Source organism: Pontibacter rugosus, assembly GCF_042678745.1.
Taxonomy (GTDB): Bacteria; Bacteroidota; Bacteroidia; order Cytophagales; family Hymenobacteraceae; genus Pontibacter; species Pontibacter rugosus.
On record NZ_JBHTLD010000017.1, the window covers coordinates 1 to 16,915 of the forward strand.

At 46.5% G+C, this 16,915-nt stretch carries 18 protein-coding genes; 9 read left to right on the forward strand and 9 right to left on the reverse strand.

Annotated features, from left to right (window positions below; genetic code table 11):
• From ACFQ2O_RS03450 to ACFQ2O_RS03475, 6 genes are all read left to right on the forward strand, one after another.
• A partial coding sequence (locus ACFQ2O_RS03450) for a TonB-dependent receptor (protein ID WP_377522966.1) occupies positions 1–2,340 on the forward strand: 2,340 nt, incomplete at its 5' end.
• Positions 2,341–2,479: 139 nt separating this feature from the next.
• Complete coding sequence (locus ACFQ2O_RS03455; protein WP_377522969.1) at positions 2,480–2,797, forward strand: DUF6686 family protein; 318 nt, start codon at positions 2,480–2,482, stop codon at positions 2,795–2,797.
• A 386-nt stretch (positions 2,798–3,183) separates the two neighbouring features.
• Positions 3,184–3,963 carry a DUF6088 family protein gene (locus ACFQ2O_RS03460; RefSeq protein ID WP_377522972.1) on the forward strand — a complete coding sequence of 260 codons (780 nt, stop codon included), beginning with the start codon at positions 3,184–3,186 and terminating at the stop codon, positions 3,961–3,963.
• Positions 3,960–4,934: a nucleotidyl transferase AbiEii/AbiGii toxin family protein gene (locus ACFQ2O_RS03465; protein WP_377522975.1), complete on the forward strand. Its 975-nt coding sequence runs from the start codon at positions 3,960–3,962 to the stop codon at positions 4,932–4,934. The genes ACFQ2O_RS03460 and ACFQ2O_RS03465 overlap by 4 nt, the downstream gene beginning before the upstream one ends.
• A 335-nt stretch (positions 4,935–5,269) precedes the next feature.
• Entirely contained in the window at positions 5,270–5,584 is a 315-nt protein-coding gene (locus ACFQ2O_RS03470) for a type IIL restriction-modification enzyme MmeI (RefSeq protein ID WP_377522978.1), read from the forward strand.
• A complete protein-coding gene (locus ACFQ2O_RS03475; RefSeq protein WP_377522981.1) occupies positions 5,581–5,895 on the forward strand; it encodes a type IIL restriction-modification enzyme MmeI in 315 nt (104 codons plus the stop codon). The genes ACFQ2O_RS03470 and ACFQ2O_RS03475 overlap by 4 nt, the downstream gene beginning before the upstream one ends.
• 3 nt (positions 5,896–5,898) lie before the next feature.
• Here the strand turns inward: ACFQ2O_RS03475 and ACFQ2O_RS03480 are convergent.
• A protein-coding gene (locus tag ACFQ2O_RS03480) for an IS5 family transposase (protein ID WP_377522984.1) occupies positions 5,899–6,649 on the reverse strand; the annotation gives its coding sequence in 2 pieces (ribosomal slippage) (positions 5,899–6,324 and positions 6,326–6,649; 750 coding nt in all).
• 379 nt (positions 6,650–7,028) lie between these two features.
• Between ACFQ2O_RS03480 and ACFQ2O_RS03485 the strand changes: the two genes are divergently transcribed.
• The gene (locus tag ACFQ2O_RS03485; RefSeq protein WP_377522987.1) at positions 7,029–7,199 is read left to right on the forward strand and encodes a hypothetical protein; all 171 of its coding nucleotides are present in this window, start codon (positions 7,029–7,031) and stop codon (positions 7,197–7,199) included.
• Between the two features lie 156 nt (positions 7,200–7,355).
• On the opposite strand, the gene ACFQ2O_RS03490 is transcribed toward ACFQ2O_RS03485, so the two are convergent.
• The 6 genes from ACFQ2O_RS03490 to ACFQ2O_RS03515 form a co-directional block, all read right to left on the reverse strand.
• Positions 7,356–8,873, reverse strand: a complete 1,518-nt coding sequence (locus ACFQ2O_RS03490) for an AAA family ATPase (RefSeq protein ID WP_377523048.1) — start codon at positions 8,871–8,873, stop codon at positions 7,356–7,358.
• A gap of 81 nt (positions 8,874–8,954) precedes the next feature.
• A complete protein-coding gene (locus tag ACFQ2O_RS03495) occupies positions 8,955–9,149 on the reverse strand; it encodes a hypothetical protein (RefSeq protein WP_377522990.1) in 195 nt (64 codons plus the stop codon).
• Between the two features lie 37 nt (positions 9,150–9,186).
• On the reverse strand, positions 9,187–10,725 hold the full coding sequence (locus ACFQ2O_RS03500; RefSeq protein ID WP_377522993.1) for an E2 ligase fold family C protein: 1,539 nt from the start codon (positions 10,723–10,725) through the stop codon (positions 9,187–9,189).
• 1 nt (position 10,726) lies between these two features.
• On the reverse strand, positions 10,727–11,218 hold the full coding sequence (locus ACFQ2O_RS03505) for a Mov34/MPN/PAD-1 family protein (protein ID WP_377522996.1): 492 nt from the start codon (positions 11,216–11,218) through the stop codon (positions 10,727–10,729).
• On the reverse strand, positions 11,215–11,829 hold the full coding sequence (locus tag ACFQ2O_RS03510) for a putative metal-binding protein (RefSeq protein WP_377522999.1): 615 nt from the start codon (positions 11,827–11,829) through the stop codon (positions 11,215–11,217). The genes ACFQ2O_RS03505 and ACFQ2O_RS03510 overlap by 4 nt, the downstream gene beginning before the upstream one ends.
• 4 nt (positions 11,830–11,833) lie before the next feature.
• Complete coding sequence (locus ACFQ2O_RS03515) at positions 11,834–12,145, reverse strand: DUF2604 domain-containing protein (RefSeq protein ID WP_377523001.1); 312 nt, start codon at positions 12,143–12,145, stop codon at positions 11,834–11,836.
• Between the two features lie 228 nt (positions 12,146–12,373).
• Between ACFQ2O_RS03515 and ACFQ2O_RS03520 the strand changes: the two genes are divergently transcribed.
• Together ACFQ2O_RS03520 and ACFQ2O_RS03525 are read left to right on the forward strand one after the other, a co-directional pair.
• Entirely contained in the window at positions 12,374–12,730 is a 357-nt protein-coding gene (locus tag ACFQ2O_RS03520; protein ID WP_377523004.1) for a helix-turn-helix transcriptional regulator, read from the forward strand.
• A gap of 4 nt (positions 12,731–12,734) precedes the next feature.
• Complete coding sequence (locus ACFQ2O_RS03525) at positions 12,735–13,283, forward strand: ImmA/IrrE family metallo-endopeptidase (protein ID WP_377523007.1); 549 nt, start codon at positions 12,735–12,737, stop codon at positions 13,281–13,283.
• Between the two features lie 377 nt (positions 13,284–13,660).
• On the opposite strand, the gene ACFQ2O_RS03530 is transcribed toward ACFQ2O_RS03525, so the two are convergent.
• Positions 13,661–14,575, reverse strand: a complete 915-nt coding sequence (locus tag ACFQ2O_RS03530) for a hypothetical protein (RefSeq protein ID WP_377523010.1) — start codon at positions 14,573–14,575, stop codon at positions 13,661–13,663.
• Positions 14,576–14,732: 157 nt separating this feature from the next.
• The gene (locus tag ACFQ2O_RS03535) at positions 14,733–16,784 is read right to left on the reverse strand and encodes an HsdM family class I SAM-dependent methyltransferase (RefSeq protein ID WP_377523013.1); all 2,052 of its coding nucleotides are present in this window, start codon (positions 16,782–16,784) and stop codon (positions 14,733–14,735) included.
• Between the last annotated feature and the right edge of the window lie 131 nt (positions 16,785–16,915).

Here is a 16,915-nt window from a genome sequence, read left to right on the forward strand (position 1 = left end):
CTGGCCATGTGCATGTTGCTGTCGGCCAGTGCATTTGCCCAAACGGGCAGCATAAGGGGAACAGTACTTGATACAGAGAATCAGCCTGTGTCCTTCAGCAGCGTGTTCCTCAAAGGCACCAACACAGGCACTACCACCAATGAGAAAGGAGCCTTTAATCTGGAGCGGGTGAATGCCGGAGAACACAGACTTATAGTTTCAGCCATAGGTTTTGAGCAGAAAGTCATAGCAGTTACGGTAAATGCAGGAGAGACCCAAACGGTGCAGGTAAGCCTTTCGCCAAGCCAGCAGGGGTTGAACGAGGTGGTGATCTCCGCCAGCCGCACCCCAGAAACCATTGACCAAGTCCCCTCCTCCATTACCGTGCTTTCCCGAAAAGCCATTGAGGAAGACCTGATGGTGAGCACGAACATCATAGATATTCTCAGCAACAAAGTGCCAGGCCTTGCGCCAAGCACAGGCACCAGCAGCAACTGGGGCCAGACACTTCGTGGCCGTGCCATGCTGGTAATGATCGACGGGGTGCCGCAATCAACTCCCCTTCGTAACGGCGCCGTGGATATGCGTGCACTGGATCCGGATGCCATTGAGCAGGTCGAGGTAATTAAGGGAGCCACCGCCATTTACGGAAACGGTGCAGCGGGTGGTCTTATCAACTACATCACCAGAACGCCGCGTCAGCAAAAACCTCTTAGCGCCCGCACTTCGCTGGGCATGACAGGCTCACTGGTGGATGCTGACAACAGCATTGGCGCCAGGGTAAGCCAGATGTTCTACGGCAAGACAGGCAAGTTCGACTATGTGCTGAGCGGTGCCTATGAGCAGACCGGTGAGTGGAAGGATGCCGAGGGGGATGTGCTACCACCGGACTATGGCCTGGGCGAGACCGATTCTTACAACGGCTTTGTAAAGCTTGGCTATGACTTTACCCCCTTTAACCGTGTGCAGCTGACCTACAACTATTACAGCAGCGAGCAGAAGACGAACTATGTGCCGCAGTACGGAAACTACCAGAACAGACAGAAAAGCACAGCCGTGCTGGGCGAAACGCTGGGCGTGCCGCAGGGCGTGCGCTCCAACCACAACCTGCACCTGCGCTTCTCCGGGGAGCAGGCCTTCCTCAGCAGCCGCTACGAGGCAGACGCTTACTTTCAGTCTGTGGACAACGTGTTTTTCTGGTCTCCTAATTTTGAGTTCGGCGGGCAGTCCATGATTTCCTCCGTGAAAAAGGGGGCAAGAGGCTTGCTCACCACGCCTTACAAAATCAGTGCTTCTGTTGAGGGAGATGTGACCTATGGCCTTGATGTATTGAATGACATTACTTCTCAACCGCTGGTGGACGGCCGCATATGGGTGCCGGAGATGAACATGCTCAACGTCGCGCCTTTTGTGCAGCTGAAGACTGCCATTGCCGAAGACCTGATCTTTAAAGGCGGCTTTAGAGCCGAGAAAGTAAATATTGAGGTAGAAGACTACACCACGCTCAGAACAGTAAACCCTACCACAGGAGAGATCGATAATTCGGGCTTTGCGGTGAAGGGCGGTGAGTTGGGCTACAATGCCTACCTTTTCAACGCCGGGTTGCGGTACAACAAGTTTGAGTTGTTCACGCCCTACGCCAGCTTCTCCCAAGGCTTTTCAGTGGCCGATATCGGGGTGATGCTGCGCTCGGCGAGAGTAGACGATATCAGCAAGATCAGCACCGAGGCCATCGTGATCAACAACTATGAGGCAGGCTTTGTGAGCAAGTTCCGCAAGCTGAGGTTTGAGGGAGTGGGCTTTGTCAGCACCTCCGAGCTGGGGGCGAGCGGCCAGTACAAAGACGGGGTGTTCGTGGTCATGCGCACGCCGGAGAAGATCTTCGGATTTGAGGCAACAGCCGACGTTGCCTTGCTGGATAACCTTAGCTTTGGAGCCACCTACTCTTACGTGGAGGGAAAGATGGACGTGAACCAGAACGACAGCTTTGATGATGCCGAGGATGTGTACCTGGGTGGTGAGCGCATCTCGGCTCCTAAATACACGGCCTACCTTCGTTATGCGCTGTTTGAAAACAAGCTTGGCTTCAACCTGCAGTACACGGGCATCGGCGGCAGAGATCGGTTTGAGATAAATGAGAAGGGGACTTATAATTTTTACCAGGGGCCTGTGGAGCCTTACCAACTGGTGAATCTGTCTGCCAGCTACAAAATGAGCAAGAACACTACGTTCAATATAGGCGTGGAGAACCTGTTTAACGAGGACTACTTCCCTGCGCGCTCGCAGTGGTTCACTTCCCCGACCCTGTACACAAAAGGCAAGGGGGCAGCCTTCAACGTATCAATGGTGGTAGAGCTGTAGAGCAGGTATTAAGACAAACAGGCAGCAGCGCCCCAAGTACTGGGCGCTGCTTATCCTGGCAAGCCTGAAGAGGCAATGCTGCCCGTGCCCCTCATGACCACGGAGGATTAGAATGCACCAATAAAAGTAACTAAGCTTTATGTGTGATACCCGAACGCTCAGCAGTAGAAACAACACCTACATCAGCCATTGCGTAGGCTGCAGGTCCGTCAGCCTTTGGCATAACAACCTTATTGTAAGCTTCACTCCTGAACAGTTTTTCGCCTTCAGCAACCTCATCCGCAGGTACAGCTTTGCTGATGGTGCCATGCCATTTCCGGATGAGCTGGAGCGTATCATGATACGCCTACCCCATAAGGATTTCACGATGGCTTTTACCGAAGCGGAATGGGAGAATCTAGGTGAGGTTGTTGAGGAAGCACTGTACATGCGCCAGATTTACGAGATGCTGGAGTAGATGCAGCATTTGTCAGCAAAGCGGGTTTCTCTAATCATGCTTTTACACCATGCACGTTTGAATGGCTTCTGATCAAGTATATGCACCCCTCTAACTATGGAAATGTTATCCTGTCTATCGGCGTGCCAGCCATTTGCGTTAGCTGAAAAAGTAGCAGCAGTCCTTCTGAGCTTTGCCGAAGATTTCTGATGCCAATACAGGGAAGACCAACCGGCATAAAAGCCAGCCGGTTCTATTAGTAGATTGCCCCTTAATTTACCGTAATCGCCATTTCAAAAGAAAAACAGAATGTTACTTCCTTCCTGAACACTCTAGAGCAGTTATCAGAGGAAGAACGGTTATTTGAATTTATTATGTCAAGTTTAATAACAATAAAACTCGACATAATGGAGAGAAGAGAGCTACCTTTGCGGGAACAATATAGTGAAGAACAAACAGCTATGAGCATCATGCAGCAAGTCCGGGAAAGAATTGAACAGGCCCAACCCGGTCAGCTGCTGACTTATGCTGATTTTCAGGTGAATGACAGCCAGCTGGAGGCCTTGGCAGCGGCGCTCAGTCGCTTGGCCAAGCAAGGGGTGATCAACCGGCTGGCAAAAGGCCGCTACTATAAGCCAAAGGAAACTGTTTTCGGGAAAGTAAGACCATCTGAAAAGGAAATCATCAAGAGCCTGAGCACCTCCAAAGGCAAAGTCAAAGGGTACGAGAGCGGTTTGGGGCTTTTCAACCAGCTGGGCCTGACAACACAGGTTCCCCAGGAGGTGACGCTGATGACCCGCAAGCAACGCCGGGTGGCGAATGTCGGGAAAACCAAAATCCGTTATGTTCAAAGCCCTACCAACTTCAAGGAGTCTGACATTGACAAGCTTCAAGTCCTGGACGCTCTGCGCGGTTACAAGAAGATCCCGGACCGCAACAGCGAAAAGACGATCCTCATTCTGCTGGAGTATATCAGAAAATTAGCCAAAGGCGACATGGATCGGCTCATGGAGCTGGCGCTGGACTACAATCCCGCTACCCGTGCCCTGCTGGGAGCCCTGCTGGAGCAGCTGGGCTATGCACAGGAGGCGGACAGGCTAAGGCAGTCACTCAACCCGCTGACTAAATACAAACTGGGCATTAGCGAGAGCATTTTGCCCAACAGAAGAGACTGGAATATCATATGAACCTGCACCAAAACCCGGAGGTGTTTCGGGACGCTATTACGGCCACAGCAGAGGCCCTGCAGATCAGGGATGTGTATGTGGAGAAGGACTACTGGGTAACACTGGTGCTCTACCGCCTGGCCCACTCCCCCTACGTGGAGCAGGCTATCTTCAAGGGCGGCACCTCCCTTTCCAAGGCCTATAACCTGATCGAGCGTTTTTCAGAGGATATCGATCTAGCGATCAATGCTCCTGAAGGCATGACTAACAACCAAGTCATGCAACTGATCCGCAAAATCTCAAAAGAGATCACAAAGGACATGGTGGAGGTAGATGACCCGCACCGGGCCAGCAAAGGCTCCCGGTTCCGCAAAACGCTGCACTACTACGGGGCCTCCGTGCAAGGAGACTACGGTCAGGCAACCGACAGAATCCTGGTGGAAATCAATTTCTTTGCCAGCCCTAACCCACACCAGCTGATGCCAATCAAAACCTACATCAGCCAGTTTATGGCCCAGCGTAACTTGCTGGACCTGATCCGCCAACACGATCTGGCTCCCTTTGAGGTGAATGTGGTAAGCCTGGAGCGCACCTTCACAGAGAAAGTGCTGGCCCTGGTGCGGGCTTCCTATGCAGAGAATCCCATAGATGAACTGGGCAGTAAAATCCGCCATATATATGACCTGCACGCCATGCTAAAAGTACCTGCAGTGGCCGCTTTTCTGCACAGCGAGGACTACTTCGAGATGATCCAAGCTGTACAGGCTGATGATGCCCGCAACAGCGAGTTTCAAGGGGACTGGGCTCTGCAGCCGCTGGATGCCTGCCTGCTGTTCGCCGACGTGGGAGGAGCTTGGAATTCTTTAGAGACGGCCTACCAGCAGGAATTCCGTTCCCTCGTGTATGGTACGCTGCCTGACGCGGAAGAGATTGTTACCGTCTTGGGAATAGTCGCTGCACGCCTTAAGGCATTCGGAGACAGGAAGAGTTGATATGGACCTAATGTAGCTGTTAGACCCTGCATAAGAAGTACGGTATATAATCTATTCCTTAAATGTGCTAATCCATGCCCCGGTGGATAGAATCACGGTAGTCAAAATGAGAAGTTTTAAGGCCAGTATCTTATTGGGCTAGCCTTAAAACTTCTCTTAGCACTCATCCATATTGATATATACTTATCATATTTTAGGTAAATTGCTAACCCTGTTAACAAATAAACCAGTCACTCTAGCTCAGATCACGGTAGTTTTAGAATAACAAAGAAGTATTCCATGAATATTCTAAAGCTGTGCCTTCTTCTGTAGTTTGATCATATAAGAAGTAAGAAATGAACGCAGTTGAGATTGAGGAAGCTATTTCATTACTGGCAGAACAGCCTTTTAATCCTGTTGAGTTTCCCTATGCTTTTCTGGAAGCTTTTGGCAATAAAGCTACAACCATCAAGCGCCTACAAACCGGCAACAATAATAAATCGGACGTAGAGGGCGGAGTGCTCCAGCGAAACAATATTCATATAGTTGTATGCGAAGAAGGCGCGGTTTTAGAAACGCTGAACCAGCTCCGCAATAGCCCAGCAACAGCTAGAGCTAAGGCCAATTTATCCTGGCTACAGATGGTAAGGAATTTCAGGCCGAAGATATGAGTAGCAGTGAGACTGTTGCTTGCGACTACCCACAATTCAACGAGCATTTTGGCTTCTTTCTGCCTCTGGCAGGTATCAGTACCGTAAAGCAAACACGAGAAAATGCCTTTGATATAAGGGCTACGGCGCGCCTTAATAAACTCTATGTAGAACTCTTGCGCCATAACCCAGACTGGGCTACAGAAGAGCGGCGGCACGACATGAACCATTTCCTGGCTCGGCTGATCTTTTGCTTTTTTGCTGAGGATACCGGCATTTTTAGCGGGAACAATCCGTTTGTCGATACAATTCAGAGAACTAGGTTGTGTTGACAATTAGAGCAGGAGTGTCATAGTTGCGGCCGGGTGCAGGAAAGCCAGAAAGCTGGAGGCGGTCTTGTCGTATCTGGTGGCGATGCGGCGGTAGTGTTTGATGCGGTTGAAGAATCGCTCGATCTTGTTTCGGTCCTTGTAGAGGTTCCCGTCAATCTGGCGGGGCTGTTTGGAGTTAGAGCGGGAGGGAACGACCACCTCCGCGTTGAGGTCGGCAATGACTTTGGCGAAGGACGAGCTGTCGTAGCCCTTGTCGGCCACCACAGCTCCCGGCATGTCATCACCCAGCAGGGCCTCGGCCTGCCGATGGTCTGAGTGGTGGCCGGCAGAGAGGATAAACCGGCGGGGATTACCCAGGGCGTCGCAGCAGGCGTGGACCTTGGTCGAGAAACCGCCTCTGCTGCGGTCCAGCGCCTCATCCTGGGCGCTCGTTTTTTTGCCCTGCCGCGTGCTGGTGGGCTCTGACGGTGGTCGAGTCGAGCAGCAGCCAGTCCAGGTCCGGCTCCTGCAACTCGTCGAAGACGCGCTGCCAGACGCCCTTGCGGGCCCATCGGCGGAAGCGCTGGTAGGAAGAGTTCCAGGGGCCGTAGCGCTCGGGAAGGTCACGCCAGGGGGCGCCGCTGCGGGCTATCCCGAGCACGGCGTTGATGAACTGGCGGTTGTCTCTGGCCGTGCGCCCCACATCGCTGGACTTGCCCGGAAGCAGAGGAGAGAGGCGCTGCCAGTCATAGTCGTTGATTTCGTAGCGTCGCATAAGCTTTTTAGAACTTAAACAACAGGAAAACAAAATCATTCAGTAATTGTCAACACGACCTAGTGCTTCAGCTCTATAAAACGCTACTTTTATACTTTACTTCAAAAGTATGGATCATAACTTCCTCTGTTTAGACGATACCTTTCAATGTTTAGCGCCTGGCTTTAAAAGTTAACGCCCCAACGTGAAGCTTTTTGACTTCATTTTGTTGTTGTTGTTATTATAAGTGAGTAAGTTTGGTATCAAATATGGGTCTTATTGGTACTTGTGAACTAAAATGACGTCATATTGGTTCTTGAATGCTAGTGAGTTGCAATCTTCGTATAGGGCGCAAGTATACTTTGATAGTAAGAACACCCAAACTATAAAAGAAAAGACCGTGAAACTGAGAGAGCGCTTCCCAAAACTGCAGGACGAAGCATTCGTGCGATCCATGGTGATCAAGTCCGTGTATGGCTCCATGATGCTGGAAGACCAGGAGGTTAGCAAGCAGCGTCTGGAGCAGCTGTATACAGAAGTAAAGAGCGAAAAGCAGGCTAAAGCAGCCTAAGCTGCTCGCGGATCATATTTTCCAACGCCGCGTAATCATGTGTATCTGCAAGCTTAACGGCTTGCAGAAAGCTTAACGGCTTGCAGCTATTTTTTTCTCCCCTCTCCTTTCCGCTGGTACAGTTGAACCCTTTGGTCAACGCACATGTAGGCAAGCCTATTGGTTAGCAGGCGCGATGATCGCCCGTTCCCGTTGACAAGAGGGGGGTATGTGCACCATTCGGTGGTGCACCCATGGCAACAGCCTTACCAGTTCGTTCTCCCCCTTCACAGGCAGCCAGTATTTGTTCATCTCGTAGATAAACTCAGCCATTAGACGGGGCACGTCATAGAATTTCGGGGGCGCATAGGTGCCTACCTGCAAATCCTTCTTCCGCCAGGTACCCGCCCACTCATAGATCTCGCCGAAGGCAATCTTGTGTATCTCCAGCAACAGCGAGGTTGAAACCTCCACCGGGAAATCAAGGTCAAGGATAAACTCCTCTGCCTTCAATACCCCCTTTGCCTCCAGTTCGTTGAGCCGGGCCTTGTCCCCTATCCCAAGCAGGTTGTCATCGGCTGCAGTTGTATACTCTCCCATGTCATCACATTTTATGCAAAGTAATGCAAAATCAAACAAGTCATACCCAAGGTCCTGCAGTAACAACATACGGTCCTCAGGTGCAGCAGAAACTTTCTTTACCTGTGAGGTTGGCACTCGAATGGCCTTATGAACCCCCGCTTCAAAAGACTGCCACGTGATGTGCAGCAAGTTACTATCAGGTACGGAACCCAAGTATTTTACTACAATATTGGAATGCGTTGAGATGACAAACTGGTTGCTGCCTGCTTTCTGAATGATCAGGTCCAACAACTTTTTCAAAGCAGCAGGGTGCAAGTCGTTCTCAAGCTCTTCGATTAGAAAAAGTTTGTGGTCTTCCGTCAGCAGAATAACGATGAGTCCCAGCACGTTCAGCACGCCCTCCCCCATAGACTCCAACGGAATGGTCGTATAGCTATCTACAAACACCCCGACTTTCCGTTCATGCTGCTCTCCAGGAATGAGTCCTACGGTAAAACCTAGGATATCGCGGCTGAGACGATCGAATTCAGCATTTTGGTAATGAGAGGAATTACTAATGTTCTGGATTTTGGCAGCCAGGTTGCTTAGGTCTTCATGCACCTGAAACATTGAATCTTCCCCGCTGTGGTGGTAACTATGGTGATGCTTGCGCTTGGCAAAGAAAGGATAGATAAAGTTCTGATCGCTTTCTTTGTCAGGGAGCTTGGTGAATTCCACCAAATTTACCAACCTGCCATTTTCATCCTTGCCTCTCTTGTGGTATTGCAGGACTGATCGCTCATCTGCAGGTTGATACACATAGCTCTCCTTTTTCTCCCCAGCGCCACATAAACAAAAAAGCACGGTCACTTCATGCATTTCTGGCAAAAGTCGCGTTACTTCACTCATTCCTGTTGGCTGAAAAAGAGAGAAGTCGTTGCCCGTCGCACCCGCAAACCGCACCGCTATGGCCCCCTCCTGCTTTGTTTTTCGAATATCTGGCTTGGTTAGGCTGTATTCTTTTTGCGGCTTGTAAAGCGCTTTGATGACGGTGGATTTCCCGGCATTGTTTGCACCAACCAGCAAATTGATACCTGGGGAGAATCTAATCTCAACCTTTGTATAACTTCTTATATTTTCTTAGTAAAGGCTGCTAATGTACATGTCTGGTAAAATTGGGTTTATTTAGATGTGCAGGGAGAAGGTCAAGCTATATCACACATCATCAAACTCCCGGATAATATCGGCAGCCGTCACCATGTTCCCGCAGCCAATAAGCTTCTCGATGATCAGGTTCAGGGGCAGTTGGTCTTTGATCTTGTAGGCAAACAGGTACAGGAGCACCTCCGAGGAAAGCAGGATGTTATGCGAAATCAGCACCCATAAGAAGTAGAGCCTGTGAGTTTTCACAGCTCTACTTCTTATGGGTGCTAAGTCCTGAAATATTTTATCTTCCCATGTACTTTGCGATATACACCAGTTTATAGTCTTCGTCCTGACACAGACAGTTTGTACCTATTAGCTTATCACAACTTTCGGAATTATGCTTAGAAAGAGGCTTTAGCAAATTGAAGCGAGTACGCGTACCAATTGGATTAGAGCGGAATCCCCCTGCATGCACAATAACTTCAGCAGCAAGCATTATTCCAGCCATTGCAGACTGGAACGCGAGCGGCACTTCAACATTATTAGGGGCTGTGGTATCATTGCTAAAGCTCATGAGCATGCCGCCGCATACAACCTGGCTGTAAAATGCTTGAACCTGATAACCTATATACGGCTTTAATAGCTCTACTGAGATGCCCTTAGCTGAAGCAATTCGCTCAATTAAAACCTGATCTACTGGTAAGTTCAAGGCTAAATACTGCCTAATTAGTCCTTCTCCTTCAACATCTATTAGTCCTAAGTTTTGGGCTATTTCTTGAGACTGACTTTGCTTTTCCTCTGTTGGTAGATACATACAAGCCAGACAAGGCTCCTTAATGAAGTCTATATGCCTAGATACCCCCAAATCATTAGTCTGGGTCCAGGCATTAAATATTATTTTAGGCAGTGAGGCCTGAACTAGAATACGATCTTTGGCAGAGTCAACCCCTACAGCCACAGTATCTAATGTCAAGTCACAACATTGTTCTAGGTATTCCCCCCAATGCTCAGGGTGATATGCAATGTTTAAACCTGTACTACAGAATGAGTTCTTAACTACCTCCGTTTTTTTACAATCAACGCTATCCTGATCAGTTAATATATAACGTTGCAAATTACTCAAGTCAATACTTTCACCATCTACCCCAGTTACGTTACCTTCCAAATAGGGTGATTTCCGTAATGCCCAGACAAACCCGTTCCCTACAGCACCTAAACCTACTAGATGGACATTCCCAATGTTAATCTTTCTTACGTCAGGATTAACAGGGTCAGCGGCATTAAGCCTGTAATCAACTAAGGACATGCTCAATGTTGTATCGAGCGAGCTATTAGGCAGGTAGTCTTTGAAAACATACCGAAAAACATTAGCAGCTCCTATACAGGCTGCTGCACCAGCGGCAAGAGAATTATCTGAGCCTCCCGAAAGCACAGGCTCTGAATCAGAAAACTTAGTAATCCAATTATCAGAGCCAAGATAGAACGTTGGGACATTATAACTAACCTTTGTTTTACCAACTACGATACACACTGTTACGGTACCGGAGTTACCGAAAGCCACCTGTGGGTTTATGGATTGTGCGAGGGCTTCTAGTGTTGATTTAACGCTGTCTAGGTTACTGCTAAGCGGAACTAATTCTAAGCAGGGGTATAGTCTTGCTAACAGTCTTACAGTCAGATCTAACGTTTGCAGCCCTTCTTTAGAAGTGGCAGCTTGTTCATCAAAGGCCAGACAGACGTGCTGCCTTAGTAGAATCTCCTCAAAAAGTTCTTTTGTGTATCCTTGCAGCACCTGCGATGCGGCCGCCCCTGCTTTAGATAAAAAATTAGAAAGCCCCATGTTACTGTTCTTCTTCGATGTACAATAAACCTTCTACCTCTTCTACAGACAAGTGGCTCCAGCCTTTCCCTGGCTGCAAACGATATATTGCCCAGTCCGCCTTATCCATGGGCCGTGTGGCATAATCAGGCACAACAATAGATAAGCTTCCTTCTTTCGTCACGATCGGATAGGCATCATCGGTTTCAGAATGATAAGCTGCACCAGGGTGGCTATGTATTTGCGCGATGAACGTAAGCTTATTTTCATGCAACCATCCATTTAGGCGGTACAACTCTTCACCATCAACGCTGTACATCAACCCATCCTCTAACTTATAGGATGTTTGTTTGGGTATAACGCTATATTGTACCACAAACTCGTTTCCCTCCTTACGTCCGGCCCATAAAGCCACACCTTCTACCTTTTTCTTGCCTGCTGCTCGTAAAAAGGTATAGGTGTGTTCAGCGCACTCATAGGGTACCAAAACCTTAATAATGTCCAAATAGCTCATTGCTTAAGACCTAAATGGTAGCCTTCAAAATTTAATTGCACAGCTACCTTATGAGCAATAAGGGACATAATCCCATATTCATATATTTGATCAACCAAAAAACCTAAAGTGCCTTTGCCCATCTTCCGGTGAAGAAACCAGCTGTTCCCTGTATGTGCCGGGTGCAAGTGATATTCTCTCACACCCTCCAAACAAAGAAAAGGTACATCATCAGGGCCGTAACCCTGTAGAAGGTCCTGCCTATGAGGTTGGTTATCAATAAATCCCGTCAGTTTTGGAAAACTTGTTACCATGCCTGCCTGAGGAATAGGTTCTAGTGTAAAGGGATTAACAAACATGACCGAAGGTGGATCAGCATCATAGTTTGTAAAATCAAACTTGGCAGCGAAAACCGCAGGTGCAGGATTTAAATGTGGCGCAGTAAATAGTACATGCACCAGTGGGAATTCTGCACTTAACAGAAATATACCCCTAACACGATGACTTATAGTACTAGCTTTGAAAGTTTCAACCTCTCGCTGAAACTTTGTCTGCGTTACTGATAGGTCTACTGCTTGGTGTACCTTCTTTCTGTAAGGACGCTCCTGCTCAACTTGTTTACCACTTTTCATACCCTTACAAGTTTGTTAGCGTAAGGTTACCACCCGTTCCTGAATCTAAACTTAACCTGATAAAGTTGCCTGAGGAAAATCCATACTCTTCGATCTTCCTGTCTAAATCTGTAATCGGTTTGTCGTTGTACCGAACTTTCCAGTCGGTAAAAGGTCTCGCACCTGCGTTACCTGTTTGTTGCAGCGCATCTTCCACCGCCTTTCTGAGCTTGTTATTTACGTTTACAGTAACAACTGTTTCTTCGCCACTTACTACAAACTCAAGTGATACCTGATTTTGCTGCTGGTGCTCGTCTTTATTAGTAGAACTACTCATAAGTCTTTTGTGTCTCCATTGTTACCTCTTCAGTTCGTTCTGAAGCTGGATAGATGACACGACAAAGGTATGGCAAAGAATTCTATACTTGCAAGTTTTGATGCGTATTTTATAATTGTATATTTTTACAAACACTTTGATGCAAAAAGAGCTATGACAGCATATTAAAGGGTGTTGTGTAGTATAATCGTATACTATTTACTAACTTGCACTACTAATTATAAACTAATGCTTCACAGCGATCAGATAAATTTCTTATATATTTCCTTAGGCAAGCGTATAAGGGAAGAGCGAGAAAGGGCAAAGTTTAAACAGACAAATTTTGCAGAGCTTCTAAGTATTAGCCGTGCCTCACTTGTTAACATTGAACAGGGAAAGCAAAGACCACCTTTGCACATCATTTATGAGATTGCAAAACTCCTGAAAGTTTCCATCACTGATCTATTACCAGATCTTGACGCACTTGATAAAGAAATTGACAGTAATATCAAGAAGCAAATAGAAGAGAAAAGTGGTGGCAGTGAAGATCGTCAGAATAAGCTCCTTGACTTTGTAAAGGCGAACATCAAGTCTTCTAAATCCTAAGACAATGAAACGAATCGAAAATCAAGTTAATGAACTGTTGACAGATTTAAACATCTCTGAAGTTCCAGTTCCTGTAAGGCATATAGCCAAAGCTCTTGGTTTATCCATCAAATCATATGATTTAGGGGATGGAGTATCTGGAGCATTGTTATTTGATGATAACAAAGCCGTAATAGGAATCAATCCTTCCGAATCAAGGGAAAGGAAAAGATTTACAATCGCGCATGAAATTGGTCATTTCTACCTTCATAAGTCACATAGCCCATTATTCGTTGACAAAGACATTCTATTTCCAGATAAAGGAAAAAATGGGGTAAAGGTGCTTTTTAGAGATGGAAAATCAGCATCTGGAGAGGTAAAAGTAGAAAGAGAAGCTAACGCCTTTGCTGCTGCCCTTTTGATGCCTGTAAATCTTCTTAAAAGGGAAATGAATGCTTTAGAACTAGATGACTTCAAACACGATGAAGAAATCATAAATGCACTAGCGAAAAGATTTAGAGTAAGTACAATTGCAATGACTTTTCGATTGACAAACTTAGGAGTTCTTCAATAGCATATTGGGTAAGAACAAGTTTGTATCACTTTCTACATCAATATACAGAAGGCCCTGATTAAGGCCTTCTATTTTAACTAGTTGGTTTCGCTTGTAATAATTTAATGTGATTAGTCAGCAAATTTATTAATTCATCAAGGTTTTGATGTTCGAAAGTGACTTCATGAACTTCCTGAACAATACCCACCGATCTCGGTTTAGCTACATTCTCCTTGTACTTGGCCATGCGAAATTGCCGGGCAGTAAAGCCCACTAAACGCACGATCTTGTCAAGCGCCAACATTAAAAGAAGAATTTTCAAGCACATAGTTCAACTCAGCGGAGCTCCACAAATTGAAAAAATCACGTATCACAATTATGGCAAATCTAAATAGAGATTATAGATTAATATCTACATGTGTACACTGAAGCACATCCAGCTTTTCGTTGAGCATATCTTTTAGCGCATTGATCTTTTTGTAGCGCTCGGCGATTTTCTGCTGCCGCTTTAAGCATACTTCCCCTTTTTCATTAAGAGGAACTTTCACCTCTACAAGGTTCTTCATGTTTTCCAGATTGGCACGGAAAACGCGGTCAAATCCGTATTCCAATCGTGTCGCTTGAAGGTAGTGATAAACATAGTCAGGGCTTAGTTCAGGTGAATTTATCAGCAGCCGCCCACAATGATCTGTCGTCGCGAACACTACATCTTCAGGTATAATATTCCAGAAGAAAATACCGTCAATCCCCCAAAGTATAGAAGGATTGTCAAAACCAACAATATTACTTTCGGCTATGTGGGTTAGTGGCACCTTCACATTTGCACTGTAGGCCGGCACACCCTCAGGCAGGCCGTCCTTAACTAAAACTCGCTCACCTATTGACAGAGAGAAATATCGCTCATCTCCAAGGCTCAGCGTAGTGTATGGATCTTTAATTTCAATGACAACTTCGGCATCATCCAATATCTCTCGGTGCTTTCTAAGAGATTTCTGAATAGTCTGGATGCTATTTATTTTCCTAGCTTTTCTCTCGATGCGCTCATAATCGATAATATCATCCTCATCTACTGGCAATGTAAGAATGGATTTGGCTACAATCTCGGGCGAAACTTTAGTGTATTCATTCTTTTTTCCTTCCACTATTCTTCCCACCGCTTGGCTAATCAAAATAGGCTCAAGCAGGTACTTTATAAAATCGACGCCCGGTATCTGTTCAATACGCGGGATCAAAATTCCCCTGTCGCCGTTGATGCTGAACCGTCCTGAAATGATTTGAACCCTTCCGCCATAGCCGTTGGTCGTCCATGTCAAGTATGTTCCTTCATAATCATAAGTGTCTATATAACACAAAGGTGCTAAAAGTGAAGCTGAGTACACAGGATATTCTCCCGAATTCTGTTCGGAGTAGTATCGGGTATATTTACTCTTTCCCCGTGTCGGGATGTACAAATCCTCGACGGAGAAATTCCTAAATTGCTACATCGTAGGTTTCTAAAAACTTCTGAATCTCATCATGAGCTTCTTTTGCCAAGGCAACAAAGCTCTCCTCGTCCACTTCATTTCGATCATCCTCAATCCCTAGAGCGGCTTTTTCTGCTTTTGTCCAGAACCTGTCAACTAACCAATGTTTTCCCGCACTAAGAACATCGAAACCCATAACCTTACAACGCAGATCTGTTGGGGTGAACCGACTTCTGGTTGCATTAAACTGCTTGAACTGAACTTCCATTTGATTCAGATCGTTCTGCGCAATTGGTATCCTCCGAGCATCACGCGACTCACCGATCTCGGAAATGAGGTATGTAAATACAGGTTCTGTCTGCACCTCATCAGCAGAGGCTTTCTTGTTGATTGCCAAGATGTAAGTCTTTTTAGGTGTGGAGTAAAATGTCCTGCTTGGCAACGCTATAATACCCCTGATAAAGCAGTTTGCGGTCAGGTAGTTCAAAATCGAAGTTTGGTTCAGTAGTCCGTCAGGAATAACAACAATAGCTTCCCCATGAGGTTTCAAGTTATTTACAATCCATTGAATGGCCAATGCCTCCGTACCTCTTCCTATTGGCAGGAATTTGCTGCCAGAGCCATTAAACTCGATCGAGTTTTTTAGGCTGGCGGAACCGCTTGTAACGTATGGAGGGTTTGTCAGGATCAGATCGTATGGTTCGTCGCCATGCCGCCCGAATGTGCCAAGGTTTGACCGTATCAGTTCAAAAACCGCATTAAAAGCTTTGTCCGAGAACTCCTTCAGATGCGCTTCACTATTATACAGCGCAAGCAAGTCAGAAAAGTAAATTAGCATATTTGCTTTAGCCAATATGATAGTACGCTCATCTTCCTTTTCGTCAGTGCCCTTATCATACCCTTTTAAAACTATCTTAGGGTTGATAATACCATTATGGGGGATGTACTGGTTAAGAATATTAGTCTTGTTCTCTACAATAGTTTCAAGTACAAACCCACCAACGCCGCAAAAGGGGTCGCACATCCTTGCTCCGTCTCGGAGCGTGGCAGCACTGGACATACGAACAATTGCTTGTACTACGTTTCTGGGTGTGAAATACTGACCAAGAGACTTTACTCCAGCCTCCTGCCTCAGAAAGGACTCATAGAGGCGGGTCTTGAACTCCCTATTAATATGGCGCATCGAGCCATATTTGTCATTAAATGCCTGAAACTCAAGAATTACTTCTGCGAATAATCCTGCTTGTGACGTATTCGCTTCGCCTTGTTCATTCACGAATATTGTCCCGTTGATAACGGTCGTATTATCAGCTCCCGGAGGAAATAAAGCTTTGATCTTCTTCCGGGATATGTTTGAGTAATGGGTAAGAGCGTCGACTGGACTCTCCATCGTCAGGTCCAGTACTCTCTGAAAACTATTGTTACCAGTTAAGACACCATTGTCGCTTAGGAATTTGAAAAGGAAAATCTCGACCACATTATACAAGCACTTTTCAGGCTCTTTTCCGGTGTTAATCCAAATTTTTTGCCATACGGTCTTAGCCAAGCTGCTGGGGTCGATAATATTCAGCGGTTTCAGCTGATCATTGCTTTCATCTACGCACAGGGATGCCTGCTCAATCAGGGAAGATATACGATCCGCCTTCTCCCCTGTAAGAACCTTGCCTTCGACAGCTTTCGGATCGAAAACTTCGACAATCCTTTTGCCTCTTTCATCTAGAAGAAAGTTCTTTGTGTGAGGATTGATCCAGTAAGAAGATTTACCATCGGTGATGATCAAAATATTACATACCGCCCTCGCTATTACACTATAATAGTCGATAACGGCTGGCAGGCTTTTTGCCGTTAGCTCCTTTGGCTGCTTCACTTCTACTACAGCCTTAACACCACCACGCGGCAGGAATATAATACCATCAGGTTTTCGTGTCTCATCGGCTAAACTAAGCTTACCTTGTACGTATTTGCTGCGCTTGAGCTGGCTCAATTTAGTTGATCCGAGCCGTATATAACCATAATGACCAATCGAATGCGTTGCTGATTGAACTAAGTCCTCACTCATATATCGAGATGCGTATTGCTTTATAAGATAAATGCCTTGTGGCTAGCCCCTCTTTTTCCAATGCAGGCTTTGACTGCAAATTTACCAAATATTATAATAGATAGAACCAGCAAATTTAGTATTATCTCAAA